Below are 15,175 nucleotides of genomic sequence, written 5' to 3'. Positions count from 1 at the left end.
GCAGTCATTGTCTGTGTACGATACGTCACCCTTTCAGGTGGCTTTTGCGGTGGTGTCCCACCTCTTCCCATTCCGAACAGAGAAGTTAAGCCCACTTGCGCCGATGGTACTGCAATGCAATGCGGGAGAGTAGGAAGCCGCCTCCTTTTCGTATCGAAGCCTTCAGGACAGCAATGTCTTGGAGGCTTTTTTCGTGCCCATATCCTTCCTCTTTCCTCAAATGAAATCCCCTGTTGTGGCAGGCGGGAAAACCGGAGCTATGCTTCAAGGCCCTTGAAGGATAGGTTCAAGGCGCTTGATGATGGCAGTCAAGAGGCTTGAAGGATAGCTGCGGTTCTTCGGCTTCTTGTATTTCTTGTTACAAAATAATTGTTGACACGTTCTTGTTTGTATGCTATTGATATTCAATATTTTGAAGTTTTTAAATATATTCTTAATATTTGTCAATACTGCAGACGTAAATTTGCTCATTTAGTATTTTTTGTGTACCTTTGTGTCTGATAATATGAAGGATTGATTTTTCCGCCATTATGGAAATTGATATCCCTAAGAGTATCTAACGGAACTGAGACTTGCAGCCATCCATTTCTCTTGTGGCTTTTGTCGCGAACCTTGATCCAGAGGTTCAGGTTCCATAAAGAAGTTGTTATGGAGAGAATTTTCAGAACGCTGTTATTGAGTTTTATCGTTTTATTTGTACAGTCATTATCAGCCAGCGCGGCTGACCCGGGGAGAACCGATGAAGTTGATTGGGACCCGGTAATTGATGCAATCATTCAGGTAGAGAGTAGTGGAGACAGCAAAGCAACAAGCGGCAATTCTGCCGGTGCCATGCAGATAACTCCTGTACTGGTAGAAGACTGCAATCAGATTTTGGCAAGCAGAAAGAGCAAGAAAAAGTACAAGCTGTCCGACCGGTTCAGTGTAAAAAAATCGAAAGAGATGTTTCTGCTCATCCAGTCGCAGTATAATCCGCTGAATGACATCGAAAAGGCTATCCGCTCATGGAATGGTGGCGTTAACTACAGTGTCCGCAGAACGCAGCGCTACTTTGAGAAAGTGATGAAAGCAATGAGATAACTATTGCACAGATACGAGAAAAGCGAACTGCTAACCCTGAAGGGAGGCGGTTCGCTTTGCTTTTTGATAATAAATCTTAAAATGATAATAGTCTGCAACTTTTAATTTATCTTTGCAATCTAATAGTCGAATCAATTAAGAAGCTATGACATTAATTATTATTTTGGTAGTCGTCGTACTACTCGTTTTGGGCTTGATTGGCATCTATAACAACCTGGTGAAGTTAAGAAACAACCGTGAGAATGCCTTCGCCAACATAGACGTGCAGCTCAAGCAGCGCTATGACCTCATCCCGCAGCTGGTGGCTACGGTGAAAGGCTATGCCGAGCATGAGAAAGAAGTGTTCCTGAAGGTTACCGAGGCACGCTCTGCAGCCATGAGTGCCACGACCATCGGCGAGAAAATTGCGGCCGACAATCAACTTACCAGAGCTCTTTCGGGGCTCAAGGTATCGCTCGAAGCCTATCCGGAACTGAAAGCCAACCAGAACTTCCTGCAGCTGCAGAGCGAGATAGCCGACATCGAAAACAAGCTGGCTGCCGTCCGCCGCTATTTCAACACGACTACGCGCGAACTCAATAATTCGGTACAGACCTTCCCGTCTAACATTCTGGCCGGCATGTTCGGCTTCAAGAAAGAACCTATGTACGAAATTCCCGAAGAGAGCAGAGCCAGCATGGACAAGGCTCCGGAGATAAACTTCTGAGTGGATGAAGTACGTTGGAATACAAACTCAGATACGGCGCAACAACGTGATGAGCGTATTGTTGCTGCTCATGTTTCCACTCATCATATTGGGAACGGTATGGGTATTTCTGGCGATACTGAACTTCTTCGGTACTGGCACCTACGATGCCTATGGCAACGTGCAGCACCAGCTGGATTTGGCTACCGTTAACTCGTACTTCGTAAGCACCATTCCCTGGGTAATACTGGGTGTGGGCGTGTGGTTCGCGATAGCCTATTTCTCCAATTCCTCCATGATACAGCGTGCCACGGGGGCCAAGCCGCTCACCCGAAAGGATAATCCGCGCGTTTACAACATCGTGGAAAACCTGTGCATGACCTGCAACATGGACATGCCGAAGATAAATGTAGTGGACGACCCGCAGCTGAATGCCTTTGCCAGCGGTATCGACAAGAAGAGCTACACTGTTACGCTGACAACGGGCATCATGGATTTGCTGAGCGACGAAGAACTGGCCGGCGTTATCGGCCACGAGCTTACGCACATCCGCAACCGTGACACGCGGCTGCTCATTACGAGTATCATCTTTGTGGGTATCGTCTCTACGGTAATGAGCCTGGTGGTGCGTATCATGTACAACACCCTGTGGTACGGCGGAGGCAGCCGCAGAAGCAGCAGCGACGGTAAAGGCAACGGGCTCAGTGTGCTTGTGGTGCTCTTTGTGGGACTCATCTGCTGCGCCATCGCCTACTTCTTTACGGTGGTTACGCGCTTTGCCATCTCCCGCAAGCGGGAGTATATGGCCGATGCCGGCGGGGCCGAATTGTGTGGCAATCCGCTCGCACTGGCTTCCGCCTTGCGCAAGATATCGGGCGATCCCGGTCTCGACCACGTGAACCGCGAAGACATAGCGCAGCTCTTCATCATCCATCCCGACCAGATGTCTACCGGCATCATGGGTTTCATGGACTCGCTCTTCAGCACCCATCCCGATACCGCCAAGCGCATCGAGATACTGGAACAATTTTAGTGAAAAATAAAAAGCGTAGGATTCAATGGAAAAGTCTTGGCGACCAGTAAAATATTGCCTGCTTTTCCTGCGTATTTTGAACACTTTAAATTTCCATTACTTTGAATATTGACTTTTAAGCTACCTCCAGTCAACTGCCAACAGTCATCGCCGTCACCTTTACTGCCACCCATGACACGCTAACGCCCTGAATGTTCTTCGCTGGTGGGAGTATTGACAGTACAAACTAATAAATGTACTTCCGAAAGAAATAAACTTCTCTGATTTTATTTGTATTTTTGTATTGCGCAATTAAGGAAATAAAAATAGCTATGGCACAACTGACGATAAAACAATCGCTCAACAAAATTTACTATAAACAACCTGTTGTTAGGAAAGATATAGAGCAGTTCGCGACAGCACTGTCTGTTTTCTATCATAAAATAACTGCCGGACAGATAGAAGGCAATCAAGAGACTCATTTGCGTGATTTTCTTAAGGCTACCTTTTATAAAGATTATGCTATTAGCAAGCCAGAAGACAACAACATTGATTGGGCAATTCATTTAGGGAATAGCGAGTCAACCAACATTGGCATTATCATCGAGGCAAAGCGAACTACTAATGAAACAGAAATGATTTCAACTGCAGATTTGAACCGGAAAGCCTTGCATGAGCTTATCTTGTATTTCCTAATTGAACGGGTAGAGAAAAAGAATGACGACGTAAGGCATCTCATTGCCACAAATATGCGAGAGTTCTTTATCTTTGACGCGCAGCTGTTTGAGCAACTCTTTTACAAGAACAAATCTTTTCTCAAGGAATTCAAGAAATTCAGAGAAGGGATTAAGACTGATAAATCGACCTCACATTTCTACAACGAGATAGCTCGCTCTTATGTAGAGACCATCCTGGAAAAGATTGATTATGTCTACTTCAATTTAGAATCATACGCCAAATACCTTGGTGATGATAAGAAATTAAAGGATATACTACCGCTGTATAAAGTGTTCAGCAATATCTACTTGCTGAAACTTCCTTATGTAAACGACAGCAATACGCTAAACAAAGGGTTCTATACAGAACTTCTGCACATCATTGGCATTGAGGAGGTAACCAAGTCGAACAAGCACGTCATAGAGCGCAAGAAGAAAGACCGCAATGCGGCATCACTGATAGAGAATGTCATCAACAAACTGGAAACTGACGACAGCCTGAGTAACTATAACGACAAAGAGCTGCAAACATTTGGCGCCGACAAGGAGGAACAGACGTTCAACATTGCGCTGCAACTTTGCATTACATGGATTAACCGCATCCTGTTCTTGAAATTATTGGAGTCGCAGCTCATCAATTATAATGACGGAGATCAGAATTATCGTTTCCTCAATGCGGATAAGATAACCGACTTTGACGAACTGAACCGGTTGTTCTTCCAAGTGTTGGCGGTTGATTATGACAAGCGGAGCGAGGATGTAACCAACGACTATCCGAATGTGCCATACCTGAACAGTTCGTTGTTTGAAATAACTGACCTGGAGCGGAAAACTATAAAAATAAGCAGCCTTTCACAAAAGGAGAAACTGCCCGTTTTCGCCAATAGTGTCCTCCGAAAACAAAAGAAATATAAGAATGTTTCGGCTCTGCCCATCATCGCGTATTTGTTCCAGTTCCTTGATTCCTACAATTATGGAAACGACAAAGCCGACGAGATAGCAGAAAACAACAAGACGCTTATCAGCGCATCTGTGTTGGGACTTATCTTTGAGAAGATTAACGGTCATAAAGACGGTGCCGTATTTACCCCCGGGTATATATCTATGTATATGTGCCGGCAATCGATAAGAAATACAGTCATACAGAAATTCAATGAAACCTTTAATTGGAACTGCACCTCGATAACCGACATTTACAACAAAGATTTTGATATTGTCAAGGCTAATGAAGTTATCGACAGTATCAAGATATGCGACCCTGCGGTCGGTTCCGGTCACTTCCTTGTGTCGGCTCTCAACGAAATCGTATTGATTAAGTTTGAACTGGGAATATTGGTGGATGCCGACGGAAAAAGAATAAAGCAACAGGATTATGCCTTTACTATCGAGAACGACGAACTCCTGGTGAGCGACAGTGACAACAATCTCTTCGAATATCATCCCCAACAAGCGGAAAGCCGTCGAATCCAAGAAACGCTGTTTAATGAAAAGAAGAAAATCATCGAGAACTGCCTTTACGGTGTAGACATAAATCCTAACTCTGTGAATATTTGCCGGCTTCGTTTGTGGATAGAACTCTTGAAGAATTCTTACTACACAGCGGCAAGCGGATATAAACATTTGGAGACACTGCCCAACATTGACATCAACATCAAGTGTGGAAATTCGCTGTTGATGAAACATACGCTGGGCGACAATATAAAGCAAGTGTTGGCAAACTCCAATCTTACCATCAAGAAATACAAGGAAGATGTAAAGGCTTATAAAACCACGTCGGTAAAGGCGAACAAGAAGGAAATAGAAAAAGACATCCAAATTATCAAATCCAAAATAACAACAGGACTTAGCGACAGGAATCCGGTCTTTAAGGAGTGGGCAAAGGAGAATCGTGAATTATTGACATTAGAAAACGACGCATTCGGAAAAGACGACGTCAAGTTTTTGAAGAAAGTTGAAACCAAAAGAAAAGCAGTGCAGAGGCTGCGGGCACAGGTAGACGACATAAAGGAAAACCCACTTTACAGAGACGCTTTCGAGTGGCGTTATGAGTTCCCGGAAGTGTTGGACACGGATGGCAAGTTCGAGGGTTTCGACTGCATTATAGGAAATCCCCCTTATGGCGTGTCATTCAAGGGCGAACTGCGCTCCAAGATTGTTGCGCAGTGGGGACATTTGCCCGACTTCGAGATATATTATTATTTTGTAGAGTTAGCGCAATTTATTCTTAAGCCACACGGAACTCTTGGCCATATCATTCCAAACTCCTGGCTTTTTAATATGAATGCCAGCAGTTTTCGAGTGAACTTGCTGAACCACTGGGAAATAAAAGAACTGTTAGACTGTTCGCAGTTCAACATCTTTGAGTCGGTAACGGTACGTAATACCGTCTTGAACATGCAATTGTCTCACAATGGCAGTGAGACCGTAGGATTCAGAAAGACCAACTGTGCCGATAAATTCTCCGAACTTATCGAAGAAGACCTTGACTACATCAAGAAAGAAAACCTGCTGGCGTTAAACCAAAACTGGGGACTGGCTTTTTCACGGAAGAAAGAGGTTATAGAATTGGTTCAAAAAATAAACAATTCATATTCTTGTGTTTCGAATCTGTTCCCGGAAATAAGTCAGGGACTCATTGCCTATGACAAATATAAAGGTCAGTCTAAGGAAATAATTGAAAAAAGAGCGTATCATTTCAAAGAATACAAAGACGGATTAAAGAAATGGTTATGGGGACAAGATGTAACAAGATATAATCTAAAATGGAACGGACAAGAATATATTGATTACTGCGATGGGATTGCCAACCCACGAGAGCCAAAGTTCTTCTTGGGCAGCAGATTATTAGTCAGGGAAATAACTAATCCGTCTATATACGCAACCATTGTAGATGAAGAGTACTATAATGACCCTTCATTGTTGATAGTGTTAGACAACAAACAGTATTCTCTTAAAGTGTTGTGCGCTATATTAAACTCAAGTTTAGCTACATTCTATCATTTTAACCATTCACCTAAGGCAACAAAGGGCGCGTTTCCCAAAATTCTCATAGCCGACTTGAAGGGTTTTCCGCTGCCTCAGATTTCAGAGCAAGACAAAGAAACATTAGAAGCAATGGTTGACGAGATAATGGATGAGAAGAGAAAGGGCAATCAAAACATCGTAGCACAACTCGACGAAAAGATAGACAATTTTGTTTTGAAGCTGTATGATATTACTGACGAAGCAGATATGGCAATGATAAAATCAACCACAGAGATTTCATGATTTTGAGCTGTATAATAAAGGGAGATTGAAATAATGTGTAGTTTATAGATTTGGGTTGGCCAAAGGACGTAACCCGGAGTGAGCGCAGGAACACGATGACAAAGTAAAACTTTTCTCTGGAACTACGCAAAAGTCCTGCTTTTTTGTGTATCTTCCCTTATCAATAGTCCATCGCTTTGCTATTTCTCCCTCACACAAAGCAGTCTCCAGTGGCGTCATCATGTCCGTACAGGAAAACATGCTTCCCACTGCCGGGTTTGGTAAAAACTTGTAACTATTCAGCGGTAGCTACCTATCAATAATTTCGCCTCAAAAATTTTGCAAAAAGCTATAACAAACCAGTTGCTTTTCTTTCATATTCAAGATATATTTCGTACCTTTATACCTATGAAAGAGCAAGTTACGGACATATCAAAAGTATTACAGGACATGAGGGAAGAGATGCGGTTGATGCGTGAGACGATCAATCAGCAGTATGCCGAGATTGTCAAATTGAACCGTAACATAGATGCCCTTAACCTTCAAATCCGCAAGAAAAACGTCACCATCGCCAGACTTGAAGAACGCCTGTCCAAGTATGAAAAACCTGGCAAGAACTCTGGCAACAGCAGCACACCTCCAAGTAAGGAGCGCATGAAAGATGAGGTTGTCAGAAGAACGAAGCCTCTCCGCGAGCCAAGCGTCAGGAATCCGGGAGGTCAAAACGGACATGAGGGGCACAAGCTGTCTTTTTCTTCCAGGCCAGACGAGGTAATCGATGACATGCCCACGTATTGCTCTTATTGCGGAGAATCTTTAGCAGATGCGGAACGTGTGCTTGATTATGTGACTCAGGTTATCTCCATTCCTGAACTGAAGCCGGTAATCAAGGAAATACGGCACTATGTGCCGGTATGCAAGAACTGCGGTGAACGTATTCGGACGGCACCAAGGCGGAGGTCAAACGACGTGGTTTACGATTCAGGCGTAAAGGCTCTGGTGGTTTACCTGAGTGTCGTACAGTTCCTTCCATACGGTCGTATAGCAAGTTTTTTGCGTGAGGTATTTGGTCTCACTCCGAGCAAAGGGTCGCTGGTGAGCTGGGTGAACCAGGCAAAGAGAAACGCGCAGCCCGTTATTGACAAGATCAAGAAATATATCATGTCGTCAGCTGTTGTCGGTTTCGATGAGAGCGGCCTGTACTGCAACAAAAGGCTTGACTGGGCCTGGATAGCACAGACCGTTTATTACACCCTGCTTTTCCGTGCTGGCGGAAGAGGCTCGAAGGTGCTGGCAGACAGGTTTGGCGACAGCCTGGAGCGAATGACCGCTGTCACAGACCGCCACAGTGCGTACTTTGCACTCCATTTCCTCAATCATCAGGTCTGCCTTGCGCACCTGCTCCGCGAACTGCAATATCTCTCAGAATTGAACACAGGCCAAGACTGGTCCAAGAAAGTATCCAATCTGTTCCGTGAAGCCATTCACGAGCGAAATGCCAATCCAAACGCCGTTATTGACAAGGTTCCATGGACAGAACGTTTGGACAGGCTGCTCAAACAGAATATAGAACGGCTTGGTAAAAAGTTCATTACGTTCAAAAAAGGATTAGTCAAATGCAGGGACTACATTTTCAATTTCCTTGAGGATCCGATGATACCCTCCGACAATAATGGAAGCGAACGGGGAATACGCAAGCTGAAAATCAAACTGAAAAACTCCTGCACATTTCGTTCTGACTTCGGAGCGGACGCATTTCTCGAACTTCATTCGGTCGTAGAAACTGCTAAGAAGCACGGCCAAACTCCATATCATGCGATTCAAGCCTTATTTAAGGTTTGATGAATTGACATACCCTGTATCTATCTATTACCGCTGAATAGTTACAAAAACTTGATATTGTTTTAATTGATGTTAAACCGAAAATAAAACAATAAATACTTTTGGCCGTTCCAAATAAAAGTAGTACCTTTGCACTCGTAAACAAGGAAGAGCGCAGGTTCAACTTGATTTGCAAACAAACAATATCGCGGAGTGGAGCAGTTGGTAGCTCGCCAGGCTCATAACCTGGAGGTCGCATGTTCGAGTCCTGCCTCCGCAACAAGATGGCATCCGAAAGTACAGTAGATACTGACTTCCGGGTGTTTTTTGTTTACCCCAGCTCCTACTCCAGCCACAACCCGGACGGAAATATGTTTGTTCTCTCGACTTTTTATTGTATATTTGGCATTCCAAAGATGCAACGCTATATATTTTCATTCATGAATTCTATACAACACATCATCATCGACGACACTCTGAACAAAGTCAGCAGCCCGGCTTTTTCCAACTATCTCTGCCACGCTTACTGCCATTCCGGGTTCTGCATCCTGCAACGCAATGGGAAAACCTTCAGGTTCGGGCAGGGATGTTGCATGATTATCGCTCGCAGGGGCGATTTGGTGAAGATAGTGGAGACGAGCATGGACTTCAGTGTAGACGTCATCTATGTGACGCAAGAGTTTATCGAACTGTCAACGCCACAGAGCAATTACGGCATGCGCGGGCAATTCGCCCTGTTCAACAATCCAGTCATACCTCTTACACCTCAGCAGCAAGAAGTTTGTAAGCTGAACTTTGAAGCTGTCAAGCGCCGTCTCTCGCAAATGAGCCATCTGTTCCGTCATGAGGCTCTCATCAATGCAGTGCAGTGCATGATTATCGACTTCTTTGACTTTCACGCCCAACTCTACGGCACCGACAAGATAAGTTCGCAGAGCCGTGAGCTCATGGAGCAGTTTATCGATATGCTGGAGCGGGGCAACTTTCGCAGAAACCGCACCATAGGCTATTACGCCAGCAGCCTCTGCGTTACTCCGAAATATCTCTCTGAGGTGTCAAAGAAGATTAGTGGTATGCCTGCCGCCTTCTGGATTACCCGCTACACGGCGCTCGACATCAGCAGGTTGCTGCGTGACCGCAGCCTGTCGTTCACGGCCATCAGTGATATGTTCGGCTTTTCGTCGCTTTCCCATTTCAGTCGCTATGTACAAACCAATCTGGGCGTGAAGCCCAGCGACTTCAGAGAGTAAACCCGACGGTAAAACAGCCTGAAAGTATCATTCTCCGAATTTGGTAAAATCTACAGAAAATTGTGTTACCCCGGCTTTCGCACCATGTGCTATCTTTGCATTGTCAATACAAGAAATCTTCGTAAAGACAATGAGCAGTAACTTAGAATAAATTAGCAAGAATAATGGATTTCAGAATGCAAGACCGCGCGGAGTTGAAGGCATTAGTAGACTTCTACGCAACGGAGAGTGACAAGAACAACCAGGACTGCTATGTGGAGATATTCCGTCCGGACATCAAGTTGAACGTGTATTTCGGCGGAAAGCTTGGGATGCAGGTAACCGACGTTAAGGACATGATACGCCAGTACAAGGCATTTGGTGCAGCCAAAGTGTCATTCCACATGAACGGGCAGCAGAGCGTTGATTTCACCGACGACACCCACGCCACCGGTACATGCTATGCACTGGCAACACTGGTGACCGAGGAGGAAGGCAAGGACAAACTCACCATGCATGCCGTACGCTATCAGGACAAGTACGTGAAGATAGACGGCCGCTGGTGGATAGCCGAGCGTGAACAGTTCTTTGAGTGGAGTGCATTTCCTCCTTTGGTATAAAAGACAATACATCAAATGGCAAGGATATTGATAGCGTATTACTCTCGCAGGGGAGAAAACTACGTGAACGGAAACATTCGCAACCTGGAGTACGGTAACACCGAGGTAATGGTGGAGAAGCTCAAGGTGCTTCTGCCCGAAGCCGACGTGTTTCGGATAGAGACCACCTACGAATACTCGGCATCTTACATGACGTGCATTGAAGAGGCAAAACTGGAACTGCGCAAGCAGGCGCGGCCCGAGGTGAAAAACGCTCCGGCAAACATCGACGGGTATGATACCGTTATCTTAGGTTATCCCAATTGGTGGGGTACGATGCCAATGGTGTGTTACACTTTCCTTGAAAGCTATGACTTCAACGGCAAGCGTATCATCCCTTTCTGCACCAATGAGGGTAGCGGCATGGGCAGTTCTGTGAGGTTTATCCGCAAGCTTTGTCCGGGAGCGGTGGTTACCGACGGCACGTCTATCCACGGGGCAGAGGTGCAAACCGCTGACAGCGAGGCGCGCGAGATAGCCAATGAGGCAAAACAACAATAATCAACAATAAGTGAACAAAAGAATATGATGGAAACAATTAAATTGAGCAACGGCGTTGAAATACCGCAGATTGGATACGGGGTGTATCAAGTAACTCCCGAGGAGTGTGAACGTTGCGTGACGGACGCGCTGAAAGCAGGCTACCGCATGATTGACACCGCGCAGGCCTATCACAACGAGGAGGGTGTTGGGCGTGCCGTGGCGAAAAGCGGACTGAAGCGCAACGAGGTGTTCTTGGTGTCGAAGGTGTGGATCTCGAACTATGGCTATGAGAAGGCCAAGGCGAGCATTGACGAGAGCCTGTGCAAACTACAGACCGACTACATTGACCTGATGCTGCTGCACCAGCCGTTCTGCGACCGCTACGGTGCCTATCGTGCGTTGGAGGAGGCTTATCAGGCAGGAAAGCTGCGGGCTATCGGCGTGTCGAATTTTTATCCCGACCACTTGGTAGACTTGGCGGCGAATGTAGAGGTGAAGCCTATGGTAAACCAAGTGGAGACGCATGTGTTCGACCAACAGATCGAGGCAAAGAAATATATGGACGAGCTTGACTGCCGCATCATGTCGTGGGGGCCGCTGGCCGAGGGGCGTAATGGGTTCTTTACCAATCTGTTGCTGGCTGAAATCGGTGCCAGGCATGGCAAGAGTGTAGCTCAGGTGGCGTTGCGCTGGCTGTTGCAACGCGGGGTGATTATCATTCCTAAATCAACCCATGCAGAGCGTATGGCCGAAAATCTGAACATTCTTGACTTCGAGCTTACCGCTGACGAGATGCAAAACATCGCCACGCTCGACACTGGCAAGAGCCTTTTCTTCGATCATCACGACGGTGAGGTTACAAAAATGTTCATGGGCTGGAGATAATGTCCCGGTGCTGTTCTGGTTCGTGGTGGCTTGATCCAACAGCAATGCAACACATGAAAAGTAACTGTTTGACGCTGCTGTGTATGGAGGCAGCCGGCATACGTGGCGGTTGCAAGTAAAATCTACCCTTGTGAAGCGAGGTGTGCAATGACTATTTGTTCAGATGCAGGTGTCTGCCTACTAAGTTTTATATACCTTGTCAGGGGTCTTGCGTCAGCTCCGTTATCTTGTCGAGCAGTCCTTTAGCTCTTTGCAGAAACGAACCACGATGTTGAACCGTTGGCCTTTTGTCCCATTCTCCGTCAGCTGGATATAGGGGTTCTGCGGCTTGCTTGCTGACATGCTGATTGTGAATTTCGGTTCCGGGAGTGGGGGTGGCTGGCTCGGCCGGCTCTATGGCGTCTGCCTGATACTCTGCTTTCGGTTCGGTTACGACGGCAGCTTGCATGGGCGTTTCTGTCGTTGAGACTTCGACGGGCGTTGGTTGCAGTGAGGGAGTGCTGTCGGTTTCGGCTTTTTCTTCCTCCATTGTGGGCGAGAGTGTAAACGGAATGTCGACTGCCAGCTTCGGTTCGGTGGCAGCAGTCTGCGTAGGTGTGGTGAAGCTCCACATCTTCTTCTGATAAGGTTTGTACAGTTTCTCGATGAGACTCTCGAAGTATGCGTCGTTCTGGGTGGCCGTTGCGGAGCTGCCCTGACTGTCCATGTCGTCCTCGAACCCTGTTGCCAGGATGGTTACCTTGGCATCTTCGCCAAGCGTATTGTCGTCGGACACACCCCAGATAACGTCGATGTTAGGGTCGAGGGCATCCATGAAAGCGTCAATTTCCGTCATCTCACTCACGAAGAGCGGGTGTTCCTCGCTGGTGTAGATGTTGAAGAGTATGCGCTTGGCCTTGTCAATATCGTTGCCGTAGAGCAGGGGGGAGTCGAGCGCATCTATCACGGCACGCTCCACACGGTGCTCCCCCTTGGCGCGGCCCATGGCCATGATGGCTCCTCCCCCGCCGCGTAAGGTGGTCTCCACGTCGCAGAAGTCGAGGTTGATGTCGCCTTCTACGGTGATGAGTTCTGATATGGATTTGGTTGCGTCACACAGTATCTGGTCGGCGCGGCGGAAGGATTCCTTGATGGTTACTTGTGTATCGGCGTATATATCGCATATCCGCTCGTTGTTGATGATGAGCAGGGCATCCACGTTCTTGCGCATTTCCTCGACACCTTTCAGTGCTTTGACGATTTTCTTCTTCTTCTCAAAATAAAAGGGAATGGTTACAATGCCTATTGTGAGAATGCCTTTGTCCTTGGCAATGCCGGCTATCACAGGGGCTGCCCCGGTGCCGGTACCGCCGCCCATGCCGGCAGTTACGAACGCCATTTTGGTGCCGTCGTCCAGCAGGTGACTGATATCTTCCCGGTGTTCCTCGGCCGATTGTCGCCCTTTCTCAGGGTCGGCACCGGCTCCTAATTCGCCTAATGGAATCTTTACGGGTACGGGCGATTTGGACAGAGCCTGCGAGTCGGTATTGCAAACGGCAAAAGTCACGTTCGCAATACCCTCGTTGAACATGTTGGCCACGGCATTCTGCCCGCCTCCGCCCACACCAATCACCTTGATGATATCTTTTGTCTTGTCTTCTACCGGCCCAAAATCGAGTATGGGCGCACTGCCAATATCAAATTCTTCCATAGTCATTATGCTTGATGTTGCAAAGGTACGTGTTTTTCTTTTTTATTTCACTTTTCCGCAAGGCTTGCATTCTCCAGCGAAAAATCGGGTTAGGTTATTGCACTTTCAATTTTTATATGTATCTTTGCCTGGTATTCAAGAATTACGAATCATTATAAATTAAACTGACTATGGGATTAATTGCTTCTATTATTGTTGGAATTATTGCTGGCTTTGTAGCCAGCAAGTTGATGAAACACGAAGGCCAGGGTTGCCTTATAGACTTGCTGCTGGGTATTGTGGGTGGCTGGTTAGGCGGACATGTGCTCGGCTGGCTGGGTGTATCGTGGGGTGGCCTTGTAGGCGAGATAGGTACGGCTATAGTAGGCGCTGTGCTCTTGCTGTGGATTTGGTCGCTTATCCGCAAGTAAGTTAATGGTCTTTTGCCGGAGATAGAACCCTCTGGTAAAAGATTATCAGCAGGAGAGAAGGCACGTCGCTTATGGCTGGACTGGGCGAACATGATGCCGAGGTGCTCGCAGAAGAAATCAGACTGCGGGTAAAAGAGCTTCGGCAACTTGGGAGAAACGACTTGCTTCTTCATGCAATTGGTGTGCCTGTACTCGAAGATTTGCGTATCGAGGCGGCGCGTGGGCATTTGAGCCCTTTGCATATAACGCGCGATTATCGTTTCTTTCTCACCTTATATAATAATAAGGAAATAGAACTCTCGCCTGTTCACAAGGCTGTCTATCTGTTATTCCTCAATCACCCTGAGGGCATTGAGTTCAAACGTCTCAAGGAGTATCGGCGGGAATTGTTGGGACTTTACAAGGAAACATCGCGCTGGATGAACCTTGAAAAGGTGGAGGAAACGGTGGAACGCCTCATAAACCCGTTCGACAATGCCATCAACGAGAAATGCTCGCGTATCAAGAAAGCTTTTGATGATGCAATGGATGAGTATTCCGCCACCTATTATATAATAAGCAGCCACACCACGCGGCATGTGGCAGGCTCGTCGCGGGTTTGGTTCGAACGATTAAAAGTGATAACGCTGCCCCGCGAGTTGGTCGTTAATGATAACGTGCAGAAAGTTTAAGAAAAATCGCCTTCGAAGTCTTTTGACTGCAAGGCGATTTTTGTTAATATCTGTATTTAGAGTGTGGATTGCCCGTCTTAGGCTGTTTTTATTTAACTTTTGTGTTGATATATGTCAATAAAGGGCTCTTTTTTGATATTTTCCTCAAATTTTCCTTTTATTTTGTTTGGGGGTTACTGTTTTTTGTTCTACCTTTGCATCCGCTTTCGGGTAATTCCGTAGGCCATCAAACGAGTTCTTTGAAACGATTTACATAGACAGAAAAGTAGTACGAGAAGCGGGCGCTTTTTCTATTTATATTAATAGGTAGTGAAGCGTCCGGGTAAACGAAACGAACCGTTCAATTCATATATTGAAAAGACTTCTTGAAGAGGATAGACGTGCATCCGAGAACAGACAGACATTTCCTGTGCCCTTCGTGGCATGGGAATGGAATTCATATTTTACAATGGAGAGTTTGATCCTGGCTCAGGATGAACGCTGGCTACAGGCTTAACACATGCAAGTCGAGGGGCATCATGCGGGTTGCTTGCAACCTGTGATGGCGACCGGCGGATGGGTGAGTAACGCGTATCCAACCTTCCCTTA

The 15,175-nt window shown here is 46.4% G+C and carries 12 protein-coding genes, 1 tRNA gene and 2 rRNA genes; 14 read left to right on the top strand and 1 reads right to left on the bottom strand.

Features of this window, described 5'->3' with window-relative positions; genetic code table 11:
• Window positions 1–33: 33 nt before the first annotated feature.
• The 11 genes from rrf (at window position 34) to BMW31_RS12845 (ending at window position 11,816) form a co-directional block, all read left to right on the top strand.
• Window positions 34–146: ribosomal RNA gene (rrf, locus tag BMW31_RS12895) — 5S ribosomal RNA — on the top strand.
• Window positions 147–648: 502 nt separating this feature from the next.
• The gene (locus BMW31_RS12890; protein WP_091826639.1) at window positions 649–1,080 is read left to right on the top strand and encodes a lytic transglycosylase domain-containing protein; all 432 of its coding nucleotides are present in this window, start codon (window positions 649–651) and stop codon (window positions 1,078–1,080) included.
• Between the two features lie 145 nt (window positions 1,081–1,225).
• A complete protein-coding gene (locus tag BMW31_RS12885; RefSeq protein WP_091826630.1) occupies window positions 1,226–1,786 on the top strand; it encodes a LemA family protein in 561 nt (186 codons plus the stop codon).
• A 4-nt stretch (window positions 1,787–1,790) separates the two neighbouring features.
• Window positions 1,791–2,798, top strand: a complete 1,008-nt coding sequence (locus BMW31_RS12880) for a M48 family metallopeptidase (protein ID WP_091826628.1) — start codon at window positions 1,791–1,793, stop codon at window positions 2,796–2,798.
• A 311-nt stretch (window positions 2,799–3,109) separates the two neighbouring features.
• Entirely contained in the window at window positions 3,110–6,760 is a 3,651-nt protein-coding gene (locus BMW31_RS12875) for a type IIG restriction enzyme/methyltransferase (protein ID WP_091826626.1), read from the top strand.
• Window positions 6,761–7,147: 387 nt separating this feature from the next.
• Window positions 7,148–8,581, top strand: a complete 1,434-nt coding sequence (gene tnpC / locus BMW31_RS12870) for an IS66 family transposase (RefSeq protein WP_091826637.1) — start codon at window positions 7,148–7,150, stop codon at window positions 8,579–8,581.
• Between the two features lie 186 nt (window positions 8,582–8,767).
• Window positions 8,768–8,840: transfer RNA gene (locus BMW31_RS12865), tRNA-Met, on the top strand.
• A gap of 160 nt (window positions 8,841–9,000) precedes the next feature.
• Window positions 9,001–9,810, top strand: a complete 810-nt coding sequence (locus BMW31_RS12860; protein WP_091826634.1) for a helix-turn-helix domain-containing protein — start codon at window positions 9,001–9,003, stop codon at window positions 9,808–9,810.
• Window positions 9,811–9,974: 164 nt separating this feature from the next.
• On the top strand, window positions 9,975–10,409 hold the full coding sequence (locus tag BMW31_RS12855) for a nuclear transport factor 2 family protein (protein ID WP_091826624.1): 435 nt from the start codon (window positions 9,975–9,977) through the stop codon (window positions 10,407–10,409).
• 15 nt (window positions 10,410–10,424) lie between these two features.
• Window positions 10,425–10,949 (top strand): flavodoxin, encoded by a 525-nt coding sequence (locus BMW31_RS12850; protein ID WP_091826622.1) that lies wholly within the window; start codon window positions 10,425–10,427, stop codon window positions 10,947–10,949.
• 27 nt (window positions 10,950–10,976) lie between these two features.
• On the top strand, window positions 10,977–11,816 hold the full coding sequence (locus BMW31_RS12845; RefSeq protein ID WP_091826632.1) for an aldo/keto reductase: 840 nt from the start codon (window positions 10,977–10,979) through the stop codon (window positions 11,814–11,816).
• 199 nt (window positions 11,817–12,015) lie between these two features.
• Here BMW31_RS12845 and ftsZ read toward each other — a convergent pair whose 3' ends face one another.
• A complete protein-coding gene (gene ftsZ / locus BMW31_RS12840) occupies window positions 12,016–13,506 on the bottom strand; it encodes a cell division protein FtsZ (RefSeq protein WP_091826620.1) in 1,491 nt (496 codons plus the stop codon).
• Between the two features lie 230 nt (window positions 13,507–13,736).
• Here ftsZ and BMW31_RS12835 point away from each other — a divergent pair, with 230 nt between their 5' ends.
• From BMW31_RS12835 to BMW31_RS12825, 3 genes are all read left to right on the top strand, one after another.
• The gene (locus tag BMW31_RS12835) at window positions 13,737–13,916 is read left to right on the top strand and encodes a GlsB/YeaQ/YmgE family stress response membrane protein (protein ID WP_317039790.1); all 180 of its coding nucleotides are present in this window, start codon (window positions 13,737–13,739) and stop codon (window positions 13,914–13,916) included.
• Window positions 13,917–13,987: 71 nt separating this feature from the next.
• Entirely contained in the window at window positions 13,988–14,587 is a 600-nt protein-coding gene (locus BMW31_RS12830) for a hypothetical protein (RefSeq protein ID WP_091826616.1), read from the top strand.
• 445 nt (window positions 14,588–15,032) lie between these two features.
• Window positions 15,033–15,175 (top strand): 16S ribosomal RNA (locus tag BMW31_RS12825); the annotation flags it as partial.

Source organism: Prevotella sp. kh1p2 (genome assembly GCF_900111525.1).
In the GTDB taxonomy this organism is placed as follows: domain Bacteria; phylum Bacteroidota; class Bacteroidia; order Bacteroidales; family Bacteroidaceae; genus Prevotella.
Note: the sequence above shows the minus strand (reverse complement) of the source record. Positions and strands in the feature narration are given on the sequence as shown.

Bases quoted from the DNA above. Each gene is read 5' to 3' on its own strand.
- BMW31_RS12890 (WP_091826639.1), top strand. From the start codon at position 649: ATGGAGAGAATTTTCAGAACGCTGTTATTGAGTTTTATCGTTTTATTT.
- BMW31_RS12885 (WP_091826630.1), top strand. From the start codon at position 1,226: ATGACATTAATTATTATTTTGGTAGTCGTCGTACTACTCGTTTTGGGC.
- BMW31_RS12880 (WP_091826628.1), top strand. From the start codon at position 1,791: ATGAAGTACGTTGGAATACAAACTCAGATACGGCGCAACAACGTGATG.
- BMW31_RS12875 (WP_091826626.1), top strand. From the start codon at position 3,110: ATGGCACAACTGACGATAAAACAATCGCTCAACAAAATTTACTATAAA.
- tnpC (WP_091826637.1), top strand. From the start codon at position 7,148: ATGAAAGAGCAAGTTACGGACATATCAAAAGTATTACAGGACATGAGG.
- BMW31_RS12860 (WP_091826634.1), top strand. From the start codon at position 9,001: ATGAATTCTATACAACACATCATCATCGACGACACTCTGAACAAAGTC.
- BMW31_RS12855 (WP_091826624.1), top strand. From the start codon at position 9,975: ATGGATTTCAGAATGCAAGACCGCGCGGAGTTGAAGGCATTAGTAGAC.
- BMW31_RS12850 (WP_091826622.1), top strand. From the start codon at position 10,425: ATGGCAAGGATATTGATAGCGTATTACTCTCGCAGGGGAGAAAACTAC.
- BMW31_RS12845 (WP_091826632.1), top strand. From the start codon at position 10,977: ATGGAAACAATTAAATTGAGCAACGGCGTTGAAATACCGCAGATTGGA.
- ftsZ (WP_091826620.1), bottom strand. From the start codon at position 13,506: ATGGAAGAATTTGATATTGGCAGTGCGCCCATACTCGATTTTGGGCCG.
- BMW31_RS12835 (WP_317039790.1), top strand. From the start codon at position 13,737: ATGAAACACGAAGGCCAGGGTTGCCTTATAGACTTGCTGCTGGGTATT.
- BMW31_RS12830 (WP_091826616.1), top strand. From the start codon at position 13,988: ATGGCTGGACTGGGCGAACATGATGCCGAGGTGCTCGCAGAAGAAATC.